Raw genomic sequence first — 20,662 nt, 5'->3', positions numbered from 1 at the left:
GGTTGTACGGAACGTGAAGAAAATGTGCCCACACCTTCACATCCGGCGGTCCGGGCGGAGCGGTTCAGTCGAACCAGCGGTCCCGGGCCAGTTCCTCCGTGCGCGACTCGTCCTCCAGCAGCGCCGCCACCTCGAAGCGCCGCGGCCACTGGCGCGCCGCCCAGGCGAGGCCGGCCGCCACGCCCTCCAGCGTCGCCGCGTGCAGAACACCGTCGTCCGTCAGCCGCCAGTCGATCTCCACCCCGTCGACGACCAGTTCCTCGTGCTCCACATACGTCGCCGGGGTCCGCGCCCCGAGCAGCACCCGCACCGGCTCCGGTACGCCGTGCTCGGCGCCCTCGGAGTCGACGCGCCCGGTGACGGACTCGCTCAGCCGGCGCACCTGGAACAGCTCCGCCAGTTCGGCGGCCCGGGCCGGGCGGACCGGCAGCAGCGGCACGCCGGACGTGAAGGGCAGCAGGTCGGGCGAGTCGACCACGACGGCGTCGGCGGCGTCCACCACGCGCACCTCGCCGTCGACCACGGCGCGTACGTCGTCCGGCAGAGTCACCCGCTCCGGGTCCAGCTCGGCCAGCGCCCCGTACAGGGCGTGCAGTTGGGCGGCCGTGACCGGGCGGTCGGGGTCGGCGAGGCGGTCCAGGAGTTCGGCCGCGCCGCCGGGTTCGTCGAGGAGCGCGGCGACCGAGGTGCGCACGCCCAGCGCCCGCAGCACCTGCTCGTCCTCGAAGCCGGTCGCGTCGGCCTCCTCGTACAGGCCCCGCAGCAACGGGTCGCCGCCCGCCGCGCGCAGACCGGCCGGGCGGCGTCCGCCGAGCACCGGGTGCCCGCGCAGCCACCACGCGGTGTACGGCCGTACGACCTCGTGGGTGCCGTCGGGCAGCAGGATGCGCACGGGCTGGACGAGCGCGTCGCGCAGCGGCGGCCGGGACAGCAGGGCGAGGGCCTCGGGCCAGTGGTCGTCGTCCACGAGGTCGAGGTCGCGCACGGCGACGATCTCGGTGGCCACCGGCGGGACGGGGGTGTCCGGGAAGCGGTCGAGGACGTCCTCGCTCCACACGTCGACGGCGTCGAGCAGTCCGGCGTCGTCGGGCTCGGCGAAGTCCCCCTCGCGGGGCTCCAGTTCGTCGGGGTCCAGGACCACGTCGGTGGCGCGGACCAGGGCGAAGGTGACCAGGACACCGCAGGCGGCCAGCGGCTCGGGGCCCCACCTCTCGGCGAGTCCGGCGTCCACGGCGGCGAGTTCGTCCTCGCGCATGACCCGGGCGAACGGGCCGCCGGGGAAGACGAGTTCGCCCGCCGGGGAGAGTTCGCCGTCCTCGTCGGTCAGGGCGAGGGCGCCCAGCCAGGGCTCGTCCCCGGGGTCGAGTCCGGCGTCGCGGACCAGGCCGAGCACGGTGTCGGCCAGTTCCTCGGCGTCGAGGGCGTCCTCCTCCCAGTTGGCGGCGCCCTCGTCGTCCAGGGAGGCGGCGACGGCGGCCCGGACCTGCGGGGTGGTCAGCACGGCGCGCGGGGTGGCCGGGAGGGCGCCGAGCTTCTCCAGGAGCGGGTGCGCGGCGTCCGGGTGGGCGACCTTCAGGCCGAGGCGGGTGAGGACCTCCGGGTCGAGCGAGGCGGCCTCCGGGGAGGGCAGCAGCACCTGCCGGGGCCCGATGGTCGTACGCCCGTCGGCGAGCGGCACGGGCAGCCCGGACAGCCGGTCGGGGTCGACCCCGGCGAGGCTGTCGTAGAGGCCGCGCCACCAGGCGGGCGCCTTCTCCAGGCCCGCCAGCCGGTCGATCGCGTCGGTCAGCGGCACCCGGGCCACGCCCAGCGTGCGCAGTTCGGCGCGGCGTTCGAGACCGGCGGGCAGCAGGGTCGGCAGCACCTCGGCCAGGACGCGCACGGTGTCGGCGCCCGCGCCCTCCACCACCTCGGCGTCGCGCGGCCGCAGGGACTCCGGAAGGTCGTCCTCCGCGTCCTGGCCCGCGGAGGGGGCGGCGGGCGGCAGGAAGGACGTACGCGGCAGCCGGTCGAGGATCGCCTGGCGCAGCGCGCCGTCCAGTTCGCCCCGGCCCAGCGCGCCGGGCACCAGGTCGATGAGGCCGGTGGTGACCGGGCGCCAGTCGGCGAGCAGTCGGGCGTAGGCGTCGGCGGCCCGCTCCGTCAGGAAGTCGGTGAGCGGTCCCGGCGCGGTGTGCCGCCGGGTGGCGTCCAGCGGGAAGGACGCGATGAGCAGGGCGGGCACGCCGAGGGGCTCGTCGCTGGGGGTGGGCGCGTGGACCACCGGGCTGGTGCGGGGGCGTTCGGGGGCACCGTCGGCGTCCACGGGCACCGCCCAGGTCACCGACCAGTGGGGGCGCAGCCGCTCCTCGACCGGCCGGTCGGCGAGGAGGCCGGCGGTGAGGGGGCCGTGCGCGGCGGCGGTGCGCCAGCGGGTGACGCCCTGCCGGGAGTCCTCCACGACGGTCAGGGCGTCCTCGGTGCGGCGCGTGAGGGTGCGTACCTCGTCGCCTGCCTCGATCACCACCTCCGCCAGGCCCGGCAGGGCGAGGAGCAGGGCGTCGTCCACCCCGTGCAGGAGCCGTTCGGCGAGGTCGGCGGCGGCCGTGTCGCGCAGCGGCAGGATGACGGCCGTGTCGTAGGGGGCGGGGGCGCTGCCCTCGGCGGGGAACGGCAGCCGCAGCAGCGGGACGTGCCCGTCGCGCCGCCGGATCTCGTCGCCCAGGCCGGGGCTGTGCCGGGCGGTGTCGGCGGCCAGGTCGCGGGCCTCGGCGAGCGACCAGCGCACCCCGCCGTGCCGGCCGACGACGGCGGGCTCGTCGGTGACGGCCAGGACGGCGGCGAAGCCGACCCCGAACCGGCCGACCGAGCCCTCCACCGCGTCCCGCTTGGCGGAGGCGCGCAGGGTGGACAGCGACTCGACGCCGGTCGCGTCGAGCGCGGCGCCGGTGTTGGCGGCGACGAGGACGCCGTCGCGCAGGGTGAGCCGGAGCCGGCCGGGCACGCCGGACCGCGCGGCGGCGTCGGCGGCGTTCTGCGCGAGTTCGACGACCAGCCGGTCGCGGTAGCCGCCGAGGACGAGGTCCTCCTCCGCGTTGGCGTCCTCACGGAACCGGGCCGGGCTCGTCGCCCAGGCGTCCAGCACCCCGCGCCGCAGCCGCGCCGTCCCGAACGGATCGGCACCCTCGGCGGCAGGCCGTACGAACATGCTCACGGTGACTCTCCTCATCGACGGACCACGAAGGTACCGCCCCGGCACTCACCCGTTGGACGCCGGCGACGCACCATCATGCCGACGGCGCCCTGCCGGCCCGGTCGGCATCATCCAGCCCGTTGGGGGTGCCCCCTCTGGGGGAGCTTGAGGACGAGGCCGTCAAGGCCGAAGGGGGGGTCCGGGGGCACGGCCTCCGGGGACGCGAGCCACGACGCACCCGCACCCTACGAATGCCCCAGCTCCGCCGAGGCCACGTCCTCGGCCACCGGCACCGAGCCGGAATCCGCGGCCGGCCGCAGCGGGAACGGGTCCACCCGCGTCTCGTCGATCACCGGCGGAGCCACCCGCGGCGGCTTCGGCATGACCGCCGCCTCGGAGTGCCCCCCGCACCCGTAGGCCAGCGACACGACATGCCCGTCGGCCGGGGAGAACTCGTTGGCGCAGACCCCGAAGGCCTGCCCGAGCGAGCCGCCGATCCTGGCGAGGAAGCCGCAGCTGACGCAGGAGGCGGGGGCCGCCTGGGCCATCGCGGTCTTGGGGCCGTAGCCCTCCTCCCAGCGGTCGGCCGCGACGTGCAGGCCGTACCGGGAGAGCACCCGGGTGCGGCGCAGGCCCAGCTCCTCGGCGACCGCCGAGATCGTGCCGCGGGCCGGGACGGCCGACAGCTCGGCGGGCGGCCCGGAGGTCACCTCGGCGTCCTCGGCCTCGACCAGGTCGGCCATCTCGTGGGAGACGGCGGAGTTCGGCGGCGGCTCGTCCTCGCCGGTCCAGCCGGGCTCGAGGCGCAGATCGTCCGCGTCGGTGGGCAGCAGGTCGCCGGGGCCCATGTCGCCGGGCCGCAGCCGCTCGCTCCACGGCACCCACTCGGGGGCCAGCAGCGCGTCGGGGCCGGGCAGCAGCACGGCCTCGTCCACCGTGACGATCTTGGCCCGGGAGGCGCGGGCCACCGTCACGGCCCAGCGCCAGCCCCGGTATCCCAGCTCCTTGCAGGCGAAGTAGTGCGTGACGACCCGGTCGCCCTCCGACACCATGCCCTCGTGCTCGCCGACGACGCCGGGTGCGGCGGCCTCCTCGGCTGCGGCGCGGGCGAGGTCGACGGCCTCGGCGCACAGACGGTCAGGGGTGCGGCTTCGCGTTGTCGCTGCGCTCACAGGTATCGCTTCTCTCCATACGCCGTCTCACGAGTGCGCCGCTGCCTGCGAGGGACGGACGGAGCGGACCTGTGGACCGCGTCGACGTCCGCGCCCGATCGCGCTCGGGCGCACCTACGTCATCCATTCTGCGGGATGGCCGTACGGCGCGCGGCCGAGAACGTTCGCCACGACGCGCTACGCACGCTACCTGCTCATGTGCCCTGGGCCTACACCGACGGGAGTTTCGGCGGGGTACGACCCGGTGTTCCCCGGCGGCGCGTGCGCCGGAGTCACTCGACCCGATCACCGCCATACGCGCCGTATCGACGCTACAGCGGCCGCTCTCGGGGCACTATGACGGGGTGGCAACCGCACGGACGGAGTTCAAGCGCGGGAGCCGGCGGCGCGGCCCCGGCTCCCGGTTCCGTGCGGTCGGCCGGGTTCTGCGCCTGCCGGTGACCGGCACCGCGCGCGGCATCCGGCGGGCGACGCACGCGCACGGCGCGGGCGAGTCGGGCCTCGGCAAGCTGATCGAGCTGCACGGGGTGAACGGCGCCGGGGACGTGATGATCACCGTCGCGCTGGCGTCCACCGTCTTCTTCTCCGTCCCCACCGACGAGGCGCGCGGGCGGGTCGCGCTGTACCTCGCCATCACCATGGCGCCGTTCACGCTCCTGGCGCCGGTGATCGGCCCGCTCCTCGACCGGCTGCCGCACGGCCGCCGCGCGGCGATGGCGACCGCGATGGGCGCCCGCGCGGTGCTCGCGCTGGTGCTGTCCGGCGCGGTCGTCACCGGCGGCATCGAGCTGTACCCGGCCGCGCTGGGCGTGCTGGTCGCCTCGAAGGCGTACGGGGTGGTCAGGAGCGCGGTGGTGCCGCGGCTGCTGCCGCCCCGGGTCTCCCTGGTGAAGGCGAACTCGCGGGTCACGCTGTGCGGGCTGCTGGCCACCGGCGTGGCCGCGCCGATCGGTGCGGGGCTCCAGCAGGTGGGGCCGCGATGGCCGCTGTACGGTGCCTTCGTGATCTTCGTGGCGGGCACCGTGCTGTCGTTCACGCTGCCGCGCAAGGTGGACTCCGCGCGCGGCGAGGACCGGGCGCTGCTCGCCGCGGACGAGGGGCACCTGCCGGGGCCGCTGCGGAAGCGGGGCAAGCGCCCCGGCCTGCGCACGGTGGGTCCGGCGGTGACGCACGCGCTGGCCGCCAACGCCGCCATCCGCTGTCTGACCGGCTTCCTGATCTTCTTCCTGGCGTTCCTGCTGCGGGTGCACCCGATGACCGGCCAGAGCGCGGCGGTGTCGCTGGGGATCGTGGGCGTCGCGGCCGGAGCGGGCAACGCGCTGGGCACGGCGGTCGGGGCGTGGCTGCGGGCCCGGGCCCCGGAGGTGATCATCGTGACGGTGGTCGTGCTCGTGCTGGGCGCGGCGGTGGTCGCCGCGGTGTTCTTCAGCGCCTTCCTGGTGGCGTGCCTGGCGGCGGTCGCCGGGTTCGCGCAGGCGCTGGCCAAGCTGTCCCTGGACGCGCTGATCCAGCGGGACGTGCCGGAACTGGTGCGCACGTCGGCGTTCGCGCGCTCGGAGACGCTGCTCCAGGTCTCCTGGGTGCTCGGCGGCGCGGTGGGCATCGTGCTGCCGCTCAACGGCACGCTGGGCCTTTCGGTGGCCGCCGCGATCATCGCCGCCGGGTGGCTGACGACCGTACGGGGGCTGCTCGACTCGGCCCGGCACGGCGGACGGACTGGGCCGAGGGTGGCGTGACCACGCCACGCCGTACCCAGGTGGGGAGCGGGACAGGGGCGCCGTATAGCCTTCCGCCATGACCACGTTGCCCCGCGGCACCGCCGCTCTCGGACACCGCGTTGTGCGACGCCGCCGCGCCGTCGCCGCCGTAGGCGCCGTGTCCGCCGGACTTCTCCTGCTGTCCGCCTGTGACGAGCCGACCCCGATCTCGACGATCACGGTCGGCAGTGACTCGGTCAGCTCCGAGGCCACCTGCGGCGGAGAGGGCAAGACCCTTTCGGCCGACGAGATCGACAAGTGCCTGAAGGACAAGGACGCGAAGTCCATCACCGTCGACCAGGACGAGACCGTGCGGTTCGGCGTCGACCCGGACGTCGCCGACAAGCACTGGACGATCCTGATGAACGGTCAGCAGCTGGTCGAGGACAGCGACAAGACCTACCGCACCGTGCCGGGCAGCGTGTTCTTCAACGCGCAGTACGGCGCCCAGGGGAACTCGACGAACGTCGCCGTCGCGGCCCGGGACGGCAAGGACGACAGCCAGAACGTCACCGGTGTGTGGGTCTTCAAGCTGAAGAAGGACTGACCGCCCACGTCCTCCGTGCACCTCCTCGTGGCCACCGCGGTCCCCGCCGAACGGGACGCGGTGGCTCGGGCGTTCCCGGCGCCGGGCGCCGAGGTGTCCCGTCCCGGGATCGTCCTGCACCGGCTGCCGGACGGCTGGGACCTGCTGGCCGCCGGGGTCGGCCCGGCCCTGGCCGCCGCCTCCACGGCCGCCGCGCTGACCGCCGCGGCCCTCGACGGCACGCCCTACGACCTGGTCGTCTCGGCCGGCATCGGCGGCGGCTTCGCCCCAAAGGCGCCCGTCGGCTCGCTCGTCGTCGCCGACGCGATCACCGCGGCGGACCTGGGCGCCGAGACCGCCGACGGCTTCCTGCCGGTCACCGACCTCGGCTTCGGCACCGTCACCCACCTCCCGCCGGCCGGACTGGTCCGCGCCGTCGCCGCGGCGACCGGGGCCCGGCCCGGCACCGTCCTGACCGGCTCCACCGTCACCGGCACCGCGGAACGCGCCGCGCTGCTGCGCGCACGCCACCCGGGCGCCCTGGCCGAGGCGATGGAGGGCTTCGGCGTCGCCGAGGCGGCCGCCGCGCACGGCGTGCCGGTGCTGGAACTGCGCGCGGTCTCCAACCCGGTCGGCCCGCGCGACCGTGCCGCCTGGCGCATCGGCGAGGCCCTCGCGGCCCTGACGGACGCCTTCGGGAAGCTCTCCCCCGCCCTCACGAGTTGGAACCGACATGACGACTGAGCCCTTGCAGATCGCGTACTCCCCCTGCCCGAACGACACCTTCGTCTTCGACGCCCTGGCCCACGGCCGCGTCCCGGGCGCCCCCGCCCTCGACGTGACCTTCGCGGACATCGACATCACCAACGGCATGGCCGAGCGCGGCGAGTTCGACGTGCTGAAGGTGTCGTACGCCGTGCTGCCGTACGTCCTGGACGACTGGGCCCTGCTGCCCTGCGGCGGTGCGCTGGGCCGGGGCTGCGGTCCGCTGGTGCTGACCCGGGAGGCGGGCGCGGACCTGCGCGGACGCACGGTGGCGGTGCCCAGCGAGACCTCGACGGCCTACCTGCTCTTCCGCCTGTGGGCGGCGGACACGGTGCCCGGCGGGGTCGGCGAGATCGTGGTCATGCCCTTCCACGAGATCATGCCGGCCGTGCGGGACGGGAAGGTCGACGCGGGACTGGTGATCCACGAGGCGCGCTTCACGTACCAGAACTACGGGCTCCACAAGCTCGCCGACATGGGCGAGCACTGGGAGCGGACGACCGGGCTGCCGATCCCGCTCGGCGCGATCATCGCGAAGCGCTCGCTGGGCGCCGAGGCGCTGAACGGCCTCGCCGACGCCGTCCGCCGCTCGGTCCGCGCGGCCTGGGACGACCCGGAGGCGTCCCGGCCGTACGTGATGGAGCACGCGCAAGAGATGGACCCGGCCGTCGCGGACCAGCACATCGGGCTGTACGTCAACGAGTTCACCGCCGACCTCGGCGAGGACGGCTACGCGGCGATCCGGGGCCTGCTGACCCGCGCGGCGGCCGAGGGACTCGTACCGGCCCTCGGCCCGAACGCGCTGGCGTTCCCGTAACGGGGCGCCCCTGGCGGGACGGCGGTCAGACGTCGAGCTGGTCCGCGACCGCGCGGAGCAGCCCGGCGATCTTCTTGCCCGCCGTCTTCTCGGGGTAGCGGCCGCGCTCCAGCATCGGCGTGATGTTCTCCAGGAGCGTCGTCAGGTCCTGCACGATGGAGGCCAGCTCGTCCGGCTTCTTGCGCTGCGCGGCCGCGACCGAGGGAGCCGGGTCGAGGAGGGCCAGCGACAGTGCCTGGTCGCCGCGCTGTCCGGCGACGACACCGAACTCGACGCGCTGTCCCGGCTTCAGGCTCTCGACTCCGGCGGGGAGGACCGAGGAATGGACGAAGACGTCACCGCCGTCGTCGCGGGAGAGAAAGCCGAAGCCCTTCTCGCTGTTGAACCACTTGACCTTGCCGGTAGGCACGTCTGTCCTCGTCCTCGTACTCGTCGGAAAACTGCTCGGAAACATGCTCGGAAACGGCTCTTGATAGCACTTGGGCGGGTCGTCCTGACCCGCCGGTACCAAGGCTAATGGTCTTCGACCCGGTGACAAGACGTCCCCGGGTCGTTCTCCAGGCCTGGGAACTACCCTGGTCGGGTGCGTGAACAAACCCAAACGAATTCCGCCGCGCCCGGTGACCGGCTGGTCCGCGCCGGTGCGATCGTCTTCTTCGTCGGCGCCGTGGCCACTCTGGTCACGGTGACCCCGCTGCTGCTGGGCACGACGCCGTTTCCCACCTACATGTTCGGACTGAGCATGCTGATGGGAGTGGGCTTCCTGGTCGCCGGTGCCGGAGTGCTCCGGTCGATCGCCGCCGGGCGGCGTCAGGCGCGCGCCGCGTCGAGCCCCGCGGCGTCGCCCTCGCCGTCCCGGTAGGCCGCGAGCCACGCCGGGAACCGGGTGAGGTCGGCGAGGACCACGTCGGCGCCGGCCGCGCGCAGTTCCCCGGCGTCGCACGGCCCGCTGGCCACGGCCACCGAGCGGGCACCGGCGGCGCGGGCTCCGCGTACGTCGCCGACATGGTCGCCGACGTAGACCTCCGCGTCGTGCTCGCGCAGCGCGACGGCCTTCTGCTCGGCCCACAGACCGCCGATCACGGCGTCCGGCTCGATGCCGAGGTGCGCCAGGTGCAGCTTGGCGTTCGGCTCGTACTTGGCGGTGACGACGACGGCCCGTCCGCCGGCCTCGCGGACGGCGGCGACGGCCTCACGGGCGCCGGGCAGCGCGAGCGTCGGCTCGATCGCGTACGCCGGGTAGATCTCCCGGTACAGGTCGGCGACGGCCTCGATCTCCCCGGCCGGGAACCAGTTCGCCAGCTCCTCGGCCAGCGGCGGCCCGAGCCGGGTGACGGCCAGGTCGGCGTCGACGTACGTCCCGGTGCGCGCGCTCAGCTCGGTGTAGCAGGCACGGATGCCGGGCCGCGAGTCGATCAGCGTCATGTCGAGGTCGAAGCCGACGGTGGGCGCGGGGCGGGTCGTGGAAGCCATGGCCCCCATTGTGCCGGGCCCCCCGCGGGCCCGGCCGGCCGCCGGTGCGGTCAGCCGCGGAGGCGGCGGGTTCGCCAGAGGAGGTAGAGGGCGGTGGCCACGGCGGCGGTGCGCAGCACCCAGGGCCAGGTCTCGGCGATCGCGTCGTTCATGTGCCCCTCGGCTACCGGGTCGCCCCAGCGGCCCTCGGTGCGGCCCCACAGCCAGACGACGCCCGCGGCGGCCACCGTGCCGGGCAGACCCAGGACGGCCCACTTCGACTGGGCCGGGGTCAGCCGGCGGGAGAGGTAGGCGATCAGCCAGCCCAGACCGAGGGGGACCAGGTTGCCGAGCACGGCACCGACGATCAGCAGGGCCGCGGCGCACAGCAGCAGCGGGTTGTTCCAGCCGCCCTCGGGCCACAGGCGGGGCAGGCGGCGGGCCTTGCTCTCCCCCGCCGTCCCGGCCGCCGGGCCGTCGGTCTCCACCAGGGCCGCGGCACCGGGGGCCTTCTCGGTGGGGGTGTGCTTCCTGTCCGCCTCGTCCTCCGGGCCCGGCGGTCGCCTGAGCAGCTCCGGGATCTCCACGCCGCCGACGAACCCGGGCACGCTGTCGCCGAGGCCCCCGCCGGCGAAGGGGCCGTCGTCGACGCGCCACCAGTCCGGTTGGCCGTCGCCGACGTCCCCCAGTTCCCGCGCGCTCGCCAGGTGGGGCGGGGAGGCGGCCGGACGCGCGGCCGGGGGTTCGGGTGCGGGGCGCCGCCGGCCCTTGCGCGGCTCGGTGTCGCGCGGCCCGGTCTCCCGCTGCTCGGGCACGGCGGTGGGCGACGGCGCCGCCTGCTGCCGTACGCCGCTCGCGCCGCCCGCCGCGGTGACGATGTCGTCGGGGTCGCCGAGCCGGTCCAGGATGCGGCGGACCGCGGCGGGACTGTCCACGGTGGTCTTCGCCCGGTGCCGGTCGATCTCGTTGCGCAGCTCCGACACCAGCCGCATCCGGGTGGCCGACGGCAGCTGCCGCTGCTGGGCCACGTCGCCGACGCGGCTCAGATACTCGAAGACGACCTGGTCGCTCTCGATCCCCACGTTCCCCTCCGGGGCGGTGCGTCGCGGTATCCGTCGTACCCCGTCGGACGACGGTACCGAATCTTCCCCGTCCGGCCGACGGCACCGCACCGTCGCACGCGCACCCCCGCCGTCCGACCCACCCGCTAACGTGGACCGGATGAGCACCGAGGAGAAGTCCGCGGCCCCCCGGTCCCTCGCGGAAGCGCTCCGCGTCAGGGACGACGTCTCGCTGGCCGCCCTCCTGCGCAGCCGTCCCGACCTCATCACCCCCGTGCCGACCGACCTCACCCAGCTCGCCGCCCGCGCCGGCACCCGGGCCTCCGTCGTGCGGGCGCTGGAGCGGCTGGACCGGTTCACCCTGCAGACGGCCGAGGCGCTGGCCGTGGCGCCGGACCCGGCGTCGTACGGCGAGCTGCTCGCCCTGATGGGCGGTGACGAGGAGGACCCGGCCGTCGCCGCCGCGCTGCCCCGGGCCGCCGCCCTGCTGCGCGAACAGGCACTGGTGTGGGGCGCCGACGACCAGCTGCGGCTGGTGCGCACCGCCCGCGAGCTGCTCGCGCCCTCCCCGCAGCATCCGTCCCCGACGGGGCTCGGCCCCACCGTGCGGGAGGCGACGGCGGGGATGTCCCCGGGCCGGATCCAGGAGATCCTCCGCGCGGTCGGTCTGCCCTCGACCCACGACTCCGTCTCCGCCGTGTCCGCGCTCGCCGCCCTGTTCTCCGACCGCAGACGCATGTCGGCGCTCCTCGCCGAACTGCCCGAGGAGTCCCGGGAGGTGCTGGACCGGCTGGTGTGGGGGCCGCCGTACGGCCAGGTCACCCACGACCCCGCCGCGCACCTGCGCGCGCTCCTCGGCCGCGGCCTGCTGCTGCCGACCGCGCCCGGCACGGTCGTCCTGCCCCGCGAGGTCGCCCTGCACCTGCGCGCGGGCCGCGCGCACCGCGTGCCCGAGCCGGTGCCGCCGCCGGTGGAGGCGGCCGCCACCCACCGTCCACAGGTTGTGGACGCCACCGCGGCCGGCCAGGCCCTGGCGGCGCTGGCGACCGTCGACGAGCTGCTGAAGGAGTGGGACGAGGGGGGTCCCTCGGTGCTGCGGGCCGGCGGTCTGAGCGTGCGCGACCTGAAGCGGACCGCCGTCGCCCTGGACCTGCCCGAGCCGGTCGCCGCGTTCTGGGTCGAACTGGCCTACGGCGCCGGTCTGATCGCCTCCGACGGCGGTGGGGGTACCTCCCACGCCGTCAAGGCAGTGGGGGACGACGAACGGTACGCGGCGACCCCGGCGTACGACGAGTGGCGCGAGCTGCCGCCCGCCGAGCGCTGGGCGCGGCTCGCGGGGACGTGGCTGACGGCCACCCGGACACCGGGCGTGGTCGGCGGGCGGGACGCGAAGGACCGCACGCTCTCGGCGCTGGGCCCCAACCTGGACCGTTCGGCGGCGCCGGAGGTGCGGCACCGGGTGCTGGCCCTGCTGGCGGGGCTGCCCGAGGGCGCCTCGCCCGTCGAGGAGTCGCTGCTGGCCCGGCTGCGCTGGGAGCGCCCGCTGCGCGGCCCGCAGCGGGAGCAGCGGGAGCACCGGGAGCACCGGGAGCCAGGGAAGGCGCGGGACGACGATCTGCGGAGCCGGATCGCCCGGTGGACGCTGTCCGAGGCCGAGCTGCTGGGCGTCACCGGGCGCGGCGCGCTGGCGGCACCGGGGCGGGCCCTGATCGGCGCGCCCGAGGCACCCCGTCCGGCGGCGGAGGAGGAGGCGGGGGAGCCCGAGGGGCCGGGCGACAAGCTCCCCGTCCACCACCACCGCACGCCCCCGGTGACCGCTCCCCCGACCCCCGCCGAACGGGCCGCGGCCACCGCGAGGGCCGCCCGGCTGCTCGCGCCGCTCTTCCCCGAACCGCTGGACCACGTGCTGCTCCAGGCCGACCTGACGGCGGTGGCGCCGGGGCCGCTGGAGCGGGAGCTGGCCGACGTGCTGGGGGTGCTCGCGGACGTGGAGTCCAAGGGCGGGGCGACCGTCTACCGGTTCACGCCGGGTTCGGTACGCCGTGCGCTGGACGCCGGGCGGAGCGCCGCCGACCTGCACGCGTTCCTCGCCCGGCACTCCCGTACGCCGGTGCCGCAGCCCCTGACGTACCTGATCGACGACGTGGCCCGGCGGCACGGGCGGCTGCGGGTGGGCGCGGCCTCGGCGTACGTGCGCTGCGACGACGACGCGACGCTGGACGAGATCCTCGCCGACAAGCGGGCCGCCGGTCTCGGCCTGCGCCGTCTGGCGCCCACCGTGCTGGCCGCGCAGGCCGACCCGGTGGCGCTGCTCGACGGGCTGCGCGCGATCGGGTTCGCCCCGGCCGCCGAGTCCGCCGCGGGCGACGTGCTGATCGCCCGCGCGGACTCCCACCGCACCCCGCCGCGGGCAGCCCCCGAGCCGGTCCCGGACGGTCCCCCGCCGCCCGACGACACGCTCCTGGCGGCCGCGATCCGCGCCGTGCGCGCCGGTGATCTCGCCTCCACGACCCCGCGCAAGCCGGGCCCCGGCGGCGAGGAGAGCGGCGGCGAGGGCGGGGCGCCGGGCGGCAGCCTGCCCCGCACGGGCGCCGCCGAGACGCTGGCCACGATGCAGGCGGCGGTCCTGACCGGCGAGGCGCTGTGGATCGGCTACGTGAACGCCGAGGGCGCCGCCAGTCAGCGCGTGATCGCGCCGATCCGGGTCGAGGGCGGCTTCGTCACGGCGTACGACCACACGGCGGACGAGGTGCGCACCTACCCGCTGCACCGGATCACGGGCGTGGCCGAGCTGGCCGACGACGCGGGCTGAACCGGCGTACGACGCGCGGCGCACTTTCGGGTGTACGCCGTGGTTCATGCACGCCACGCCGGGTGATTCGCACCTGCGGGGGAGCTTTTTTCATATTCCGCATCGGGTCACGGGCGGTCGGGCAGCCACCGGGTGCCCCGCAAACCAACCGAAAGGAAGAACCCGATGCGTACTGCCGTTCGCCGTGTCGCCACCGTCCTGACCTCCACCGCGGCCCTGCTCGCGGCGTTCGCCGCCGAGGCCGCCGCGGTCGGCATCGACCTCGGCGGAGGCCTCACCCTCTGACCGTTCCGCTACCGCGTTCCCTCCGGCGGGCCGGACCCCCCAGCCCTTCCGGGTCCGGCCCGCCGCCCTCCCCCTCGGCTCCTCGAAAGGCCTCCCGTGCGCGACACGACCACCGACCCCGACCGTTCCGCCGCCCGCTCCACCGCCCGTTCCGCCGTCGCCGTCTCCGTCGCCGCCCTGATCACCGCCGCGGCCCTGTTGGGGGCTCTCGCGCCCAAGGCCGCCGCGCTGGAGGGGCCGCTCATCAACAACATCACCATCGGTCTCCGGTAGGCCCGGCCCCGCGATCAGGCACACTGGACGTTTGGCCGAGCCGTCGTCCGGCCGTACGCACGCGAAAGGGTGCCGCCCGTGAATGGTCCGCTGATCGTCCAGTCCGACAAGACCCTGCTCCTCGAAGTCGACCACGAGCATGCCGCCGACTGCCGTCGGGCCATCGCGCCGTTCGCGGAGCTGGAGCGGGCGCCGGAGCACATCCACACCTACCGGGTGACCCCGCTGGGCCTGTGGAACGCCCGGGCGGCGGGCCACGACGCCGAGCAGGTCGTGGACGCCCTCGTCGAGTACAGCCGCTACCCGGTGCCGCACGCGCTGCTGGTCGACATCGCCGAGACGATGGACCGCTACGGCCGGCTCACCCTCTCCAAGCACCCGGCGCACGGCCTGGTCCTGACGACCACCGACCGGCCGGTGCTGGAAGAGGTGCTGAAGTCGAAGCGGATCGCGCCGCTGGTCGGCGCCCGCATCGACGCCGACACGGTGGCCGTGCACCCCTCCGAGCGCGGGCAGATCAAGCAGACGCTGCTGAAGCTGGGCTGGCCGGCCGAGGACCTCGCCGGGTACGTCGACGGCGAGGCGCACGCGATCGAGCTGGCCGAGGACGGCTGGGCGCTGCGCCCGTACCAGAAGCAGGCGGTGGAGAACTTCTGGCACGGCGGCAGCGGTGTCGTCGTACTCCCCTGCGGCGCGGGCAAGACGCTGGTCGGGGCGGGTGCGATGGCGCAGGCCAAGTCGACGACGCTGATCCTGGTCACCAACACCGTCTCCGCCCGGCAGTGGAAGCACGAGCTGGTCAAGCGCACGTCGCTGACCGAGGAGGAGATCGGCGAGTACAGCGGCACGCGCAAGGAGATCCGGCCGGTCACCATCGCCACGTACCAGGTGCTGACGACCCGGCGGAAGGGTGTCTACCCGCACCTGGAGCTGTTCGACTCCCGGGACTGGGGGCTGATCGTCTACGACGAGGTGCACCTGCTGCCCGCGCCGGTCTTCAAGTTCACCGCCGACCTCCAGGCCCGGCGGCGGCTCGGCCTGACCGCGACTCTCGTCCGCGAGGACGGCCGTGAGTCGGACGTGTTCTCCCTGATCGGCCCGAAGCGGTTCGACGCGCCGTGGAAGGAGATCGAGGCGCAGGGCTACATCGCGCCCGCCGACTGCGTGGAGGTCCGGGTCAACCTCACCGACTCCGAGCGGCTCGCGTACGCCACCGCCGAGACGGAGGAGAAGTACCGCTTCTGCGCGACGACCGACACCAAGCGGAAGGTGACGGAGGCGATCGTGCGGCGGTTCGCCGGGCAGCAGATCCTCGTCATCGGCCAGTACATCGACCAGCTCGACGAGCTGGGCGAGCACCTGGGCGCGCCGGTCATCAAGGGCGAGACGTCCAACGCCCAGCGGGAGAAGCTCTTCGAGTCCTTCCGGCAGGGCGAGATCAGCGTGCTGGTCGTCTCGAAGGTCGCGAACTTCTCGATCGACCTGCCGGAGGCGACGGTCGCCATCCAGGTGTCGGGCACCTTCGGCTCGCGGCAGGAGGAGGCCCAGCGCCTGGGCCGGGTGCTGCGGCCGAAGGCCGACGGCCACCAGGCGCACTTCTACTCGGTCGTCGCCCGCGACACCCTCGACCAGGACTTCGCCGCCCACCGCCAGCGCTTCCTGGCGGAGCAGGGCTACGCCTACCGGATCATGGACGCGGACGAGGTCCTCGGCTGACGGTCAGTGGCGGCGGACGCCGGCCTCCTCGCCGTACTCACCGAGGATGACCACGTCGAAGGCGGCGCCCGCGAACACCCTGACGGCGCGCAGGGTGTCACCGAGCCGGTGCCGGTGGCTGCCGGCCACGGGCGTGGCACCGGACACGCGGCCCGGTGCCGGGGCGGGGGAGATGGTTGCTGCGCTCATGTCTCCATGGTGCGACCGCCACCCCCCGACCGGCATCGGTCTACGGACCCAACCCTCCTCCGCCTCCGCTACGACCCTGGAGGGAGCGCATCCCCCGGAGCGGATGACGTGATCCCCTAGGGGTCGGGCGGCAGGGCTCGGGCGGCCGGAGAAAAACGGTTGGCCCGCGCCGCGTCCGCTCCCCTAGAATCTCCGCTCTTGCCCGCCTCCCCACGGAGTGCTGCCGTCCGGACGGAAACCGGTCGGCCCACCGCGCGCGTCCCGCGCCCACCGCACCGCAGGTCATCCGGAGGCACCCCCTTGTCCACGCCCGTCCACGACGACCCCCTCTCCAAAGAGCGCTCCCACCTCGCCGCTTCCCGTTCCGCGCTGCGCGCCATGCGCGAGGACGTCGAGTCCCTGGACATCACCGACGTCACGGCGAACTGGGTCAACGCCGCCGTCCTGGAGAGCCAGATCGAGCAGCGCATCAAGGCGCTCGCCGACCTCAGCGAGACCCCGCTGTTCTTCGGGCGGCTCGACTACCTGCACGCCCCGGGCGCCGAACAGGCCGAGGGCGGCGAGGGTGAACGCTTCTACGTCGGGCGGCGGCACGTGCACGACGCGGACGGCGACCCGATGGTGATCGACTGGCGGGCGCCGGTCTCCCAGCCGTTCTACCGGGCGTCGAAGAAGGACCCGCAGGACGTCTCGCTGCGCCGCCGCTTCGGCTACACCGGCGGCGACCTGACCGCGTATGAGGACGAGCACCTGCTCGACCCGGCCGAGGCGGCGACCACCAGCAGGCTGCTCCAGCAGGAGATCGAGCGGCCCCGCGTCGGACCGATGCGGGACATCGTGGCGACGATCCAGCCCGAGCAGGACGAGATCGTGCGCGCCGGACTGTCCGGCTCGGTCTGTGTGCAGGGCGGCCCCGGCACCGGAAAGACCGCCGTCGGCCTGCACCGGGTGGCCTACCTCCTGTACGCCCACCGCGAGCGTCTGGCCCGCACGGGCACGCTGGTCATCGGCCCGAACCGGTCCTTCCTGCACTACATCGAGCAGGTCCTCCCGGCACTCGGCGAGCTGACGGTCCGCCAGGCCACCGTCGACGACCTGGTCGCCCACGTCGAGGTGCGCGGCACGGACGAGGCGGCGACGGCCGTGATCAAGGGCGACGCGCGGATGGCGGAGGTGCTGCGCCGGGCCCTCTACTCCCACGTCACGCCGCCCACCGAGGGTGTCGTCGTGGTGCGCGGCTCGCGCCGCTGGCGGGTGCCGGTGTACGAGGTGGAGGAGATCGTCCGGGAGCTGCTCGCCCGTGACATCCGCTACGGGGCCGCCCGCGAGGCGCTCCCGCAGCGGATCGCGCACGCCGTGCTGGTCCAGATGGAGCGGGCGGGCGAGGCGCCGGACGACCGGGTGCAGAACGCGGTGGCGCGCGACGCGGCCGTGAAGGCGCTGGTGAAGTCGGTCTGGCCGCAGGTCGACCCCGCCAAGCTGGTGCTGCGCCTGCTCGCCGACGCGGACTTCCTCGCCGAGCACGCCGAGGGCGTCCTCACCGAGGACGAGCAGAAGGCGGTGCTGTGGGTGAAGCCGGCCCGCTCGGTCAAGTCCGCCAAGTGGTCACCGGCCGACGCCGTGCTGATCGACGAGGCGACCGACCTGATCGAGCGCACCCACTCCCTCGGGCACGTGGTCCTCGACGAGGCACAGGACCTGTCCCCGATGCAGTACCGCGCGGTGGGCCGGCGCTGCACCACCGGTTCGGCGACCGTCCTGGGCGACCTGGCGCAGGGCACCACGCCGTGGGCGACCCGGAGCTGGTCTCAGGCGCTGGGGCACCTGGGCAAGGGCGATGCGGTGGTCGAGGAGCTGACGGCCGGTTTCCGCGTGCCGACGGACGTCATCGCGTACGCCTCCCGGCTGCTGCCGCACATCGCGCCGGGTCTGACGCCGGTGGCGTCGATCCGCGAGAACCCGGGCTTCTTCGACATCCGTACGGCTCCGGGCGGGGCGGCCGACGTGGTGGCCGCGTGCCGTGAGCTGCTGGGGCGGGAGGGCTCGGTCGGCCTCATCGCCGCCGACGCGAGGGTGCCGGAGCTGGCGGCGGCGCTTGCGGCGGCCGGGATCGGCCACGTCGGCCCCGGCGAGGAGACCACCCACGCCACCCGCCTGACCCTGGTCCCGGCCTCGCTGGCCAAGGGCCTGGAGTACGACTACGTGGTCCTGGACGAGCCGCAGGCCGTGGTCGACGGCGAACCGGACGAACGGACGGGACTGCGCCGCCTGTACGTCTGTCTGACCCGAGCGGTCTCGGGCCTCATCGTGACCCACGCGACGGGGCTGCCGCAGCAGCTCACCTAGCTGCGGGCAGTCGTGCCTCCCCCAGTGCCTGAACGGCCTGGGAGGTACCCCCAGACGGCACGGGTGGGCGCAGCGGCACCCTGCCACGCCGGCTGCGCTCCCCACCCCCCGCGAGCACCAGCGCAGGCTCAGGGACCAGCCGAACGCTCAGTGTCCGAGCACCCGCCGCCACTGGGAAACCGCCTCCGCCGACACCGGCCCCTCCCACCCGGAGGGCCGCGCAGCGCCGCCGATGTGGAAGCCGTCGATCCCCGCGTCCAGCAGCCCCGGCACGTGGTCAAGGCGCAGACCGCCGCCGACCAGCAGCTGCTGCTCGTACCCCGGCTCCCCCCGCCGCCGCGCCTCCGCGAGCAGCACGGTCAGGCCGTCGTCCACACCCCCGGCCGCCCCGGCCGTCAGATACGTGTCCAGGCCCGGGAAGTCCGCGAGCTGCTTGCGCAGCGCGTCCCGGTTCGCGGCGCGGTCGATCGCCCGATGGAAGGTCCACCGGCATCCGTCCAGCACCTCGGCGATCCGCTCCACCGCGCCGAGGTCCACGTCGCCCTCCGCGTCGAGGAATCCCAGCACGAACTGCGTGGCCCCGGCCTCCCGCAGCTCACCGGCGGCGCGTGTCAGCCGCTCGACGTCACCGGCGGCGAACCCGTCCGCGAGCCGCAGCATCACCCGTACGTCGATGTCGACGGCGGAGCGGATCGCGGCGACGGTCGCGGCCGACGGGGTGAGTCCGTCGGCCGCCATGTCGGTGACCAGTTCGAGGCGATCCGCGCCTCCGGCCTGGGCGGCGACCGCGTCCTCGACGTCGAGGGCGATCACCTCCAGGACTGCACGCTTGCTCATGGGACCCCATTCGTCGGCCTGCTACAGGTCTAGTCCAATCCAAGACTACGCGCCCGACGGCAGGCCCGGCTCCCCGCGTCGCCGCTCAGCCGCCGAAGATGTTCAGTTCCTTCGCCTCCACCCCGGCCAGCTCGTACCCCGCCGCTCCGTCCAGGGGGCGGCCCGAGTAGAGCCGTACGAGGGTGGGGCCGTCGCCGATGAACCGGCCCGGCGGCCGCTCACCGCTCGCCCCGCCCAGCTTCAGGGGCTCGTCCAGGTCGTCCAGGTCGGCGTGGAGCGGCACGTGGCCGCGCGCCCGGGTGACCGTGCCGAGCAGCGCGAGCGCCTCGGGGAGCCCGCGCCCCGCGTACGCCCCCGGCTCGCCGAAGGTCACCCGTACGTCACCGGCGTGCACCCACTCGCCCAGCGCCACCGCGTCCAGCCTGCCGTCCGAGCGCGCGATCACCGGGCCGGCCTCGGTCATGCCGCGTTCCAGTTCGTCGATGACCCGGGCGTTGCTCCAGTCGGCGCGTTCGGCGATGTCGCGGTCGTTGCACTCGGGTGAGAAGACGCCCTCCTCGAAGCGTTTCTCCACCACCCGGATCAGCGCGCTGGAGCAGTGCGCCAGCACATCGCGCACGGTCCAGCCCGGACACGCGGCCACCGGCAGCGCGAAGTCGGCGTCCGGGCGGGAGCGCAGCAGCGGCACCAGTTCGTCGCGTTCGAGGGTCAGCAGCCGGCCGGGCAGTTCGGGGTCGCGTACGTCGTGCAGGTCTGCGGGAGTCGTCATGGACTCCACGTTAGGGGCCCAGCAGGTCCTTCAGTTCGGCCTCGAAGAGAAGAGCGGGGTCGAAGCCCATGCCGGTGAACTGCCCGGCGAGTTCCAGGGACAGCACGCCGTGCAGCCGGGACCAGAAGGACAGGGCGCGGTGGAGGACCGGGGCGGGCGCCGGACGGTCCCCCGCCCACTGCCGGTGGGTGTCGAGGTGGGCGTCGAACGCCCCGTCGGTGCCGCCGCCCGGCGACGGCGGTGCGGCGGCGGCGTCGACGATGACCGCCATGGTCTCGGCGGCGATCTCGGTGATGTCGTCGGGCGCGTGGTAGCCGGGGACGGGGGTGCCGAAGATGAGGAAGTAGCGCTGCGGGTCGTCCAGGGCCCAGGCGCGCAGGGCGTGCGCGAGTCCGGCCAGGTCGGCGCCGGCCTCGGCGGCGGCGCGGAGGGTGTCGGCCTGGCTGCGGTAGGCGTCCCGGATGAGTTCGGTGATCAGCTCGTCGCGGCCGTCGAAGTACCGGTAGAGCGCGGGCCCGCTCATGCCCATCCGCTTGGCGATCGCGTTGAGGGAGAGCGCGGAGGCACCCGCCGTGGCGATCTGCTCCCAGGCGTGTTCCTTGATCTCCGCGCGTACCTGGGTGCGGTACCGCTCGCGCGGGGTGCTGGTGCGCGCCTCCGGCATGGCCGCCCGCCGCCTCTCGAGTTCCGCCCGGCCCACCCGGCCGGGCACG

The 20,662-nt window shown here is 74.7% G+C and carries 18 protein-coding genes; 9 read left to right on the top strand and 9 right to left on the bottom strand.

Annotated elements, in window-relative coordinates; genetic code table 11:
- Window positions 1–64: 64 nt before the first annotated feature.
- Entirely contained in the window at window positions 65–3,193 is a 3,129-nt protein-coding gene (locus ACZ56V_RS29175; protein WP_468946342.1) for a sacsin N-terminal ATP-binding-like domain-containing protein, read from the bottom strand.
- A gap of 224 nt (window positions 3,194–3,417) precedes the next feature.
- Window positions 3,418–4,344, bottom strand: a complete 927-nt coding sequence (locus tag ACZ56V_RS29170) for a DUF3027 domain-containing protein (RefSeq protein ID WP_356359497.1) — start codon at window positions 4,342–4,344, stop codon at window positions 3,418–3,420.
- A gap of 344 nt (window positions 4,345–4,688) precedes the next feature.
- Here ACZ56V_RS29170 and ACZ56V_RS29165 point away from each other — a divergent pair, with 344 nt between their 5' ends.
- Genes ACZ56V_RS29165 through ACZ56V_RS29150 form a run of 4 tightly spaced genes read left to right on the top strand, consistent with a single transcriptional unit; the run spans window position 4,689 to window position 8,209 of the window.
- Window positions 4,689–6,080: an MFS transporter gene (locus tag ACZ56V_RS29165; RefSeq protein ID WP_398914580.1), complete on the top strand. Its 1,392-nt coding sequence runs from the start codon at window positions 4,689–4,691 to the stop codon at window positions 6,078–6,080.
- 58 nt (window positions 6,081–6,138) lie between these two features.
- A complete protein-coding gene (locus ACZ56V_RS29160; RefSeq protein ID WP_398914578.1) occupies window positions 6,139–6,648 on the top strand; it encodes a DUF2771 domain-containing protein in 510 nt (169 codons plus the stop codon).
- Window positions 6,649–6,663: 15 nt separating this feature from the next.
- Window positions 6,664–7,371 (top strand): futalosine hydrolase, encoded by a 708-nt coding sequence (locus ACZ56V_RS29155; protein WP_468946337.1) that lies wholly within the window; start codon window positions 6,664–6,666, stop codon window positions 7,369–7,371.
- On the top strand, window positions 7,361–8,209 hold the full coding sequence (locus ACZ56V_RS29150) for a 1,4-dihydroxy-6-naphthoate synthase (RefSeq protein ID WP_398914574.1): 849 nt from the start codon (window positions 7,361–7,363) through the stop codon (window positions 8,207–8,209). Before ACZ56V_RS29155 ends, ACZ56V_RS29150 begins: the two co-directional genes overlap by 11 nt.
- Window positions 8,210–8,234: 25 nt before the next feature.
- On the opposite strand, the gene ACZ56V_RS29145 is transcribed toward ACZ56V_RS29150, so the two are convergent.
- Window positions 8,235–8,618, bottom strand: a complete 384-nt coding sequence (locus ACZ56V_RS29145; protein ID WP_003974650.1) for a cold-shock protein — start codon at window positions 8,616–8,618, stop codon at window positions 8,235–8,237.
- Window positions 8,619–8,792: 174 nt separating this feature from the next.
- Here ACZ56V_RS29145 and ACZ56V_RS29140 point away from each other — a divergent pair, with 174 nt between their 5' ends.
- A complete protein-coding gene (locus tag ACZ56V_RS29140) occupies window positions 8,793–9,071 on the top strand; it encodes a hypothetical protein (RefSeq protein ID WP_398914572.1) in 279 nt (92 codons plus the stop codon).
- Here ACZ56V_RS29140 and ACZ56V_RS29135 read toward each other — a convergent pair.
- Window positions 9,020–9,682 carry an HAD family hydrolase gene (locus ACZ56V_RS29135; protein ID WP_398914570.1) on the bottom strand — a complete coding sequence of 221 codons (663 nt, stop codon included), beginning with the start codon at window positions 9,680–9,682 and terminating at the stop codon, window positions 9,020–9,022. The genes ACZ56V_RS29140 and ACZ56V_RS29135 overlap by 52 nt on opposite strands.
- A 50-nt stretch (window positions 9,683–9,732) precedes the next feature.
- Window positions 9,733–10,743, bottom strand: a complete 1,011-nt coding sequence (locus ACZ56V_RS29130) for a hypothetical protein (RefSeq protein WP_468946332.1) — start codon at window positions 10,741–10,743, stop codon at window positions 9,733–9,735.
- Between the two features lie 139 nt (window positions 10,744–10,882).
- Between ACZ56V_RS29130 and ACZ56V_RS29125 the strand changes: the two genes are divergently transcribed.
- From ACZ56V_RS29125 to ACZ56V_RS29115, 3 genes are all read left to right on the top strand, one after another.
- On the top strand, window positions 10,883–13,534 hold the full coding sequence (locus tag ACZ56V_RS29125; protein WP_468946329.1) for a helicase-associated domain-containing protein: 2,652 nt from the start codon (window positions 10,883–10,885) through the stop codon (window positions 13,532–13,534).
- 381 nt (window positions 13,535–13,915) lie between these two features.
- The gene (locus ACZ56V_RS29120) at window positions 13,916–14,092 is read left to right on the top strand and encodes a hypothetical protein (RefSeq protein WP_467379523.1); all 177 of its coding nucleotides are present in this window, start codon (window positions 13,916–13,918) and stop codon (window positions 14,090–14,092) included.
- Window positions 14,093–14,170: 78 nt separating this feature from the next.
- Complete coding sequence (locus ACZ56V_RS29115; RefSeq protein WP_468946325.1) at window positions 14,171–15,808, top strand: DNA repair helicase XPB; 1,638 nt, start codon at window positions 14,171–14,173, stop codon at window positions 15,806–15,808.
- A 3-nt stretch (window positions 15,809–15,811) separates the two neighbouring features.
- Here the strand turns inward: ACZ56V_RS29115 and ACZ56V_RS29110 are convergent, their stop codons facing one another.
- A complete protein-coding gene (locus ACZ56V_RS29110; protein WP_356359520.1) occupies window positions 15,812–15,997 on the bottom strand; it encodes a hypothetical protein in 186 nt (61 codons plus the stop codon).
- Window positions 15,998–16,297: 300 nt separating this feature from the next.
- Here ACZ56V_RS29110 and ACZ56V_RS29105 point away from each other — a divergent pair, with 300 nt between their 5' ends.
- A complete protein-coding gene (locus ACZ56V_RS29105; RefSeq protein WP_398914560.1) occupies window positions 16,298–18,343 on the top strand; it encodes a HelD family protein in 2,046 nt (681 codons plus the stop codon).
- A gap of 147 nt (window positions 18,344–18,490) precedes the next feature.
- On the opposite strand, the gene ACZ56V_RS29100 is transcribed toward ACZ56V_RS29105, so the two are convergent.
- The 3 genes from ACZ56V_RS29100 to ACZ56V_RS29090 form a co-directional block, all read right to left on the bottom strand.
- The gene (locus tag ACZ56V_RS29100) at window positions 18,491–19,180 is read right to left on the bottom strand and encodes a copper homeostasis protein CutC (RefSeq protein WP_468946321.1); all 690 of its coding nucleotides are present in this window, start codon (window positions 19,178–19,180) and stop codon (window positions 18,491–18,493) included.
- A gap of 85 nt (window positions 19,181–19,265) precedes the next feature.
- The gene (locus tag ACZ56V_RS29095; RefSeq protein WP_398914556.1) at window positions 19,266–19,949 is read right to left on the bottom strand and encodes a maleylpyruvate isomerase family mycothiol-dependent enzyme; all 684 of its coding nucleotides are present in this window, start codon (window positions 19,947–19,949) and stop codon (window positions 19,266–19,268) included.
- Window positions 19,950–19,959: 10 nt separating this feature from the next.
- Window positions 19,960–20,613, bottom strand: a complete 654-nt coding sequence (locus ACZ56V_RS29090; RefSeq protein WP_356359528.1) for a TetR/AcrR family transcriptional regulator — start codon at window positions 20,611–20,613, stop codon at window positions 19,960–19,962.
- Between the last annotated feature and the right edge of the window lie 49 nt (window positions 20,614–20,662).

It is taken from the genome of Streptomyces sp. NPDC034099, from assembly GCF_055575415.1.
The sequence above is the reverse complement of the archived record's forward strand: the minus strand, read 5'-3'. Positions and strand labels throughout refer to the sequence as shown.

Bases quoted from the DNA above. Each gene is read 5' to 3' on its own strand.
- ACZ56V_RS29160 (WP_398914578.1), top strand. From the start codon at position 6,139: ATGACCACGTTGCCCCGCGGCACCGCCGCTCTCGGACACCGCGTTGTG.
- ACZ56V_RS29150 (WP_398914574.1), top strand. From the start codon at position 7,361: ATGACGACTGAGCCCTTGCAGATCGCGTACTCCCCCTGCCCGAACGAC.
- ACZ56V_RS29135 (WP_398914570.1), bottom strand. From the start codon at position 9,682: ATGGCTTCCACGACCCGCCCCGCGCCCACCGTCGGCTTCGACCTCGAC.
- ACZ56V_RS29125 (WP_468946329.1), top strand. From the start codon at position 10,883: ATGAGCACCGAGGAGAAGTCCGCGGCCCCCCGGTCCCTCGCGGAAGCG.
- ACZ56V_RS29110 (WP_356359520.1), bottom strand. From the start codon at position 15,997: ATGAGCGCAGCAACCATCTCCCCCGCCCCGGCACCGGGCCGCGTGTCC.
- ACZ56V_RS29100 (WP_468946321.1), bottom strand. From the start codon at position 19,180: ATGAGCAAGCGTGCAGTCCTGGAGGTGATCGCCCTCGACGTCGAGGAC.
- ACZ56V_RS29095 (WP_398914556.1), bottom strand. From the start codon at position 19,949: ATGACGACTCCCGCAGACCTGCACGACGTACGCGACCCCGAACTGCCC.
- ACZ56V_RS29090 (WP_356359528.1), bottom strand. From the start codon at position 20,613: ATGCCGGAGGCGCGCACCAGCACCCCGCGCGAGCGGTACCGCACCCAG.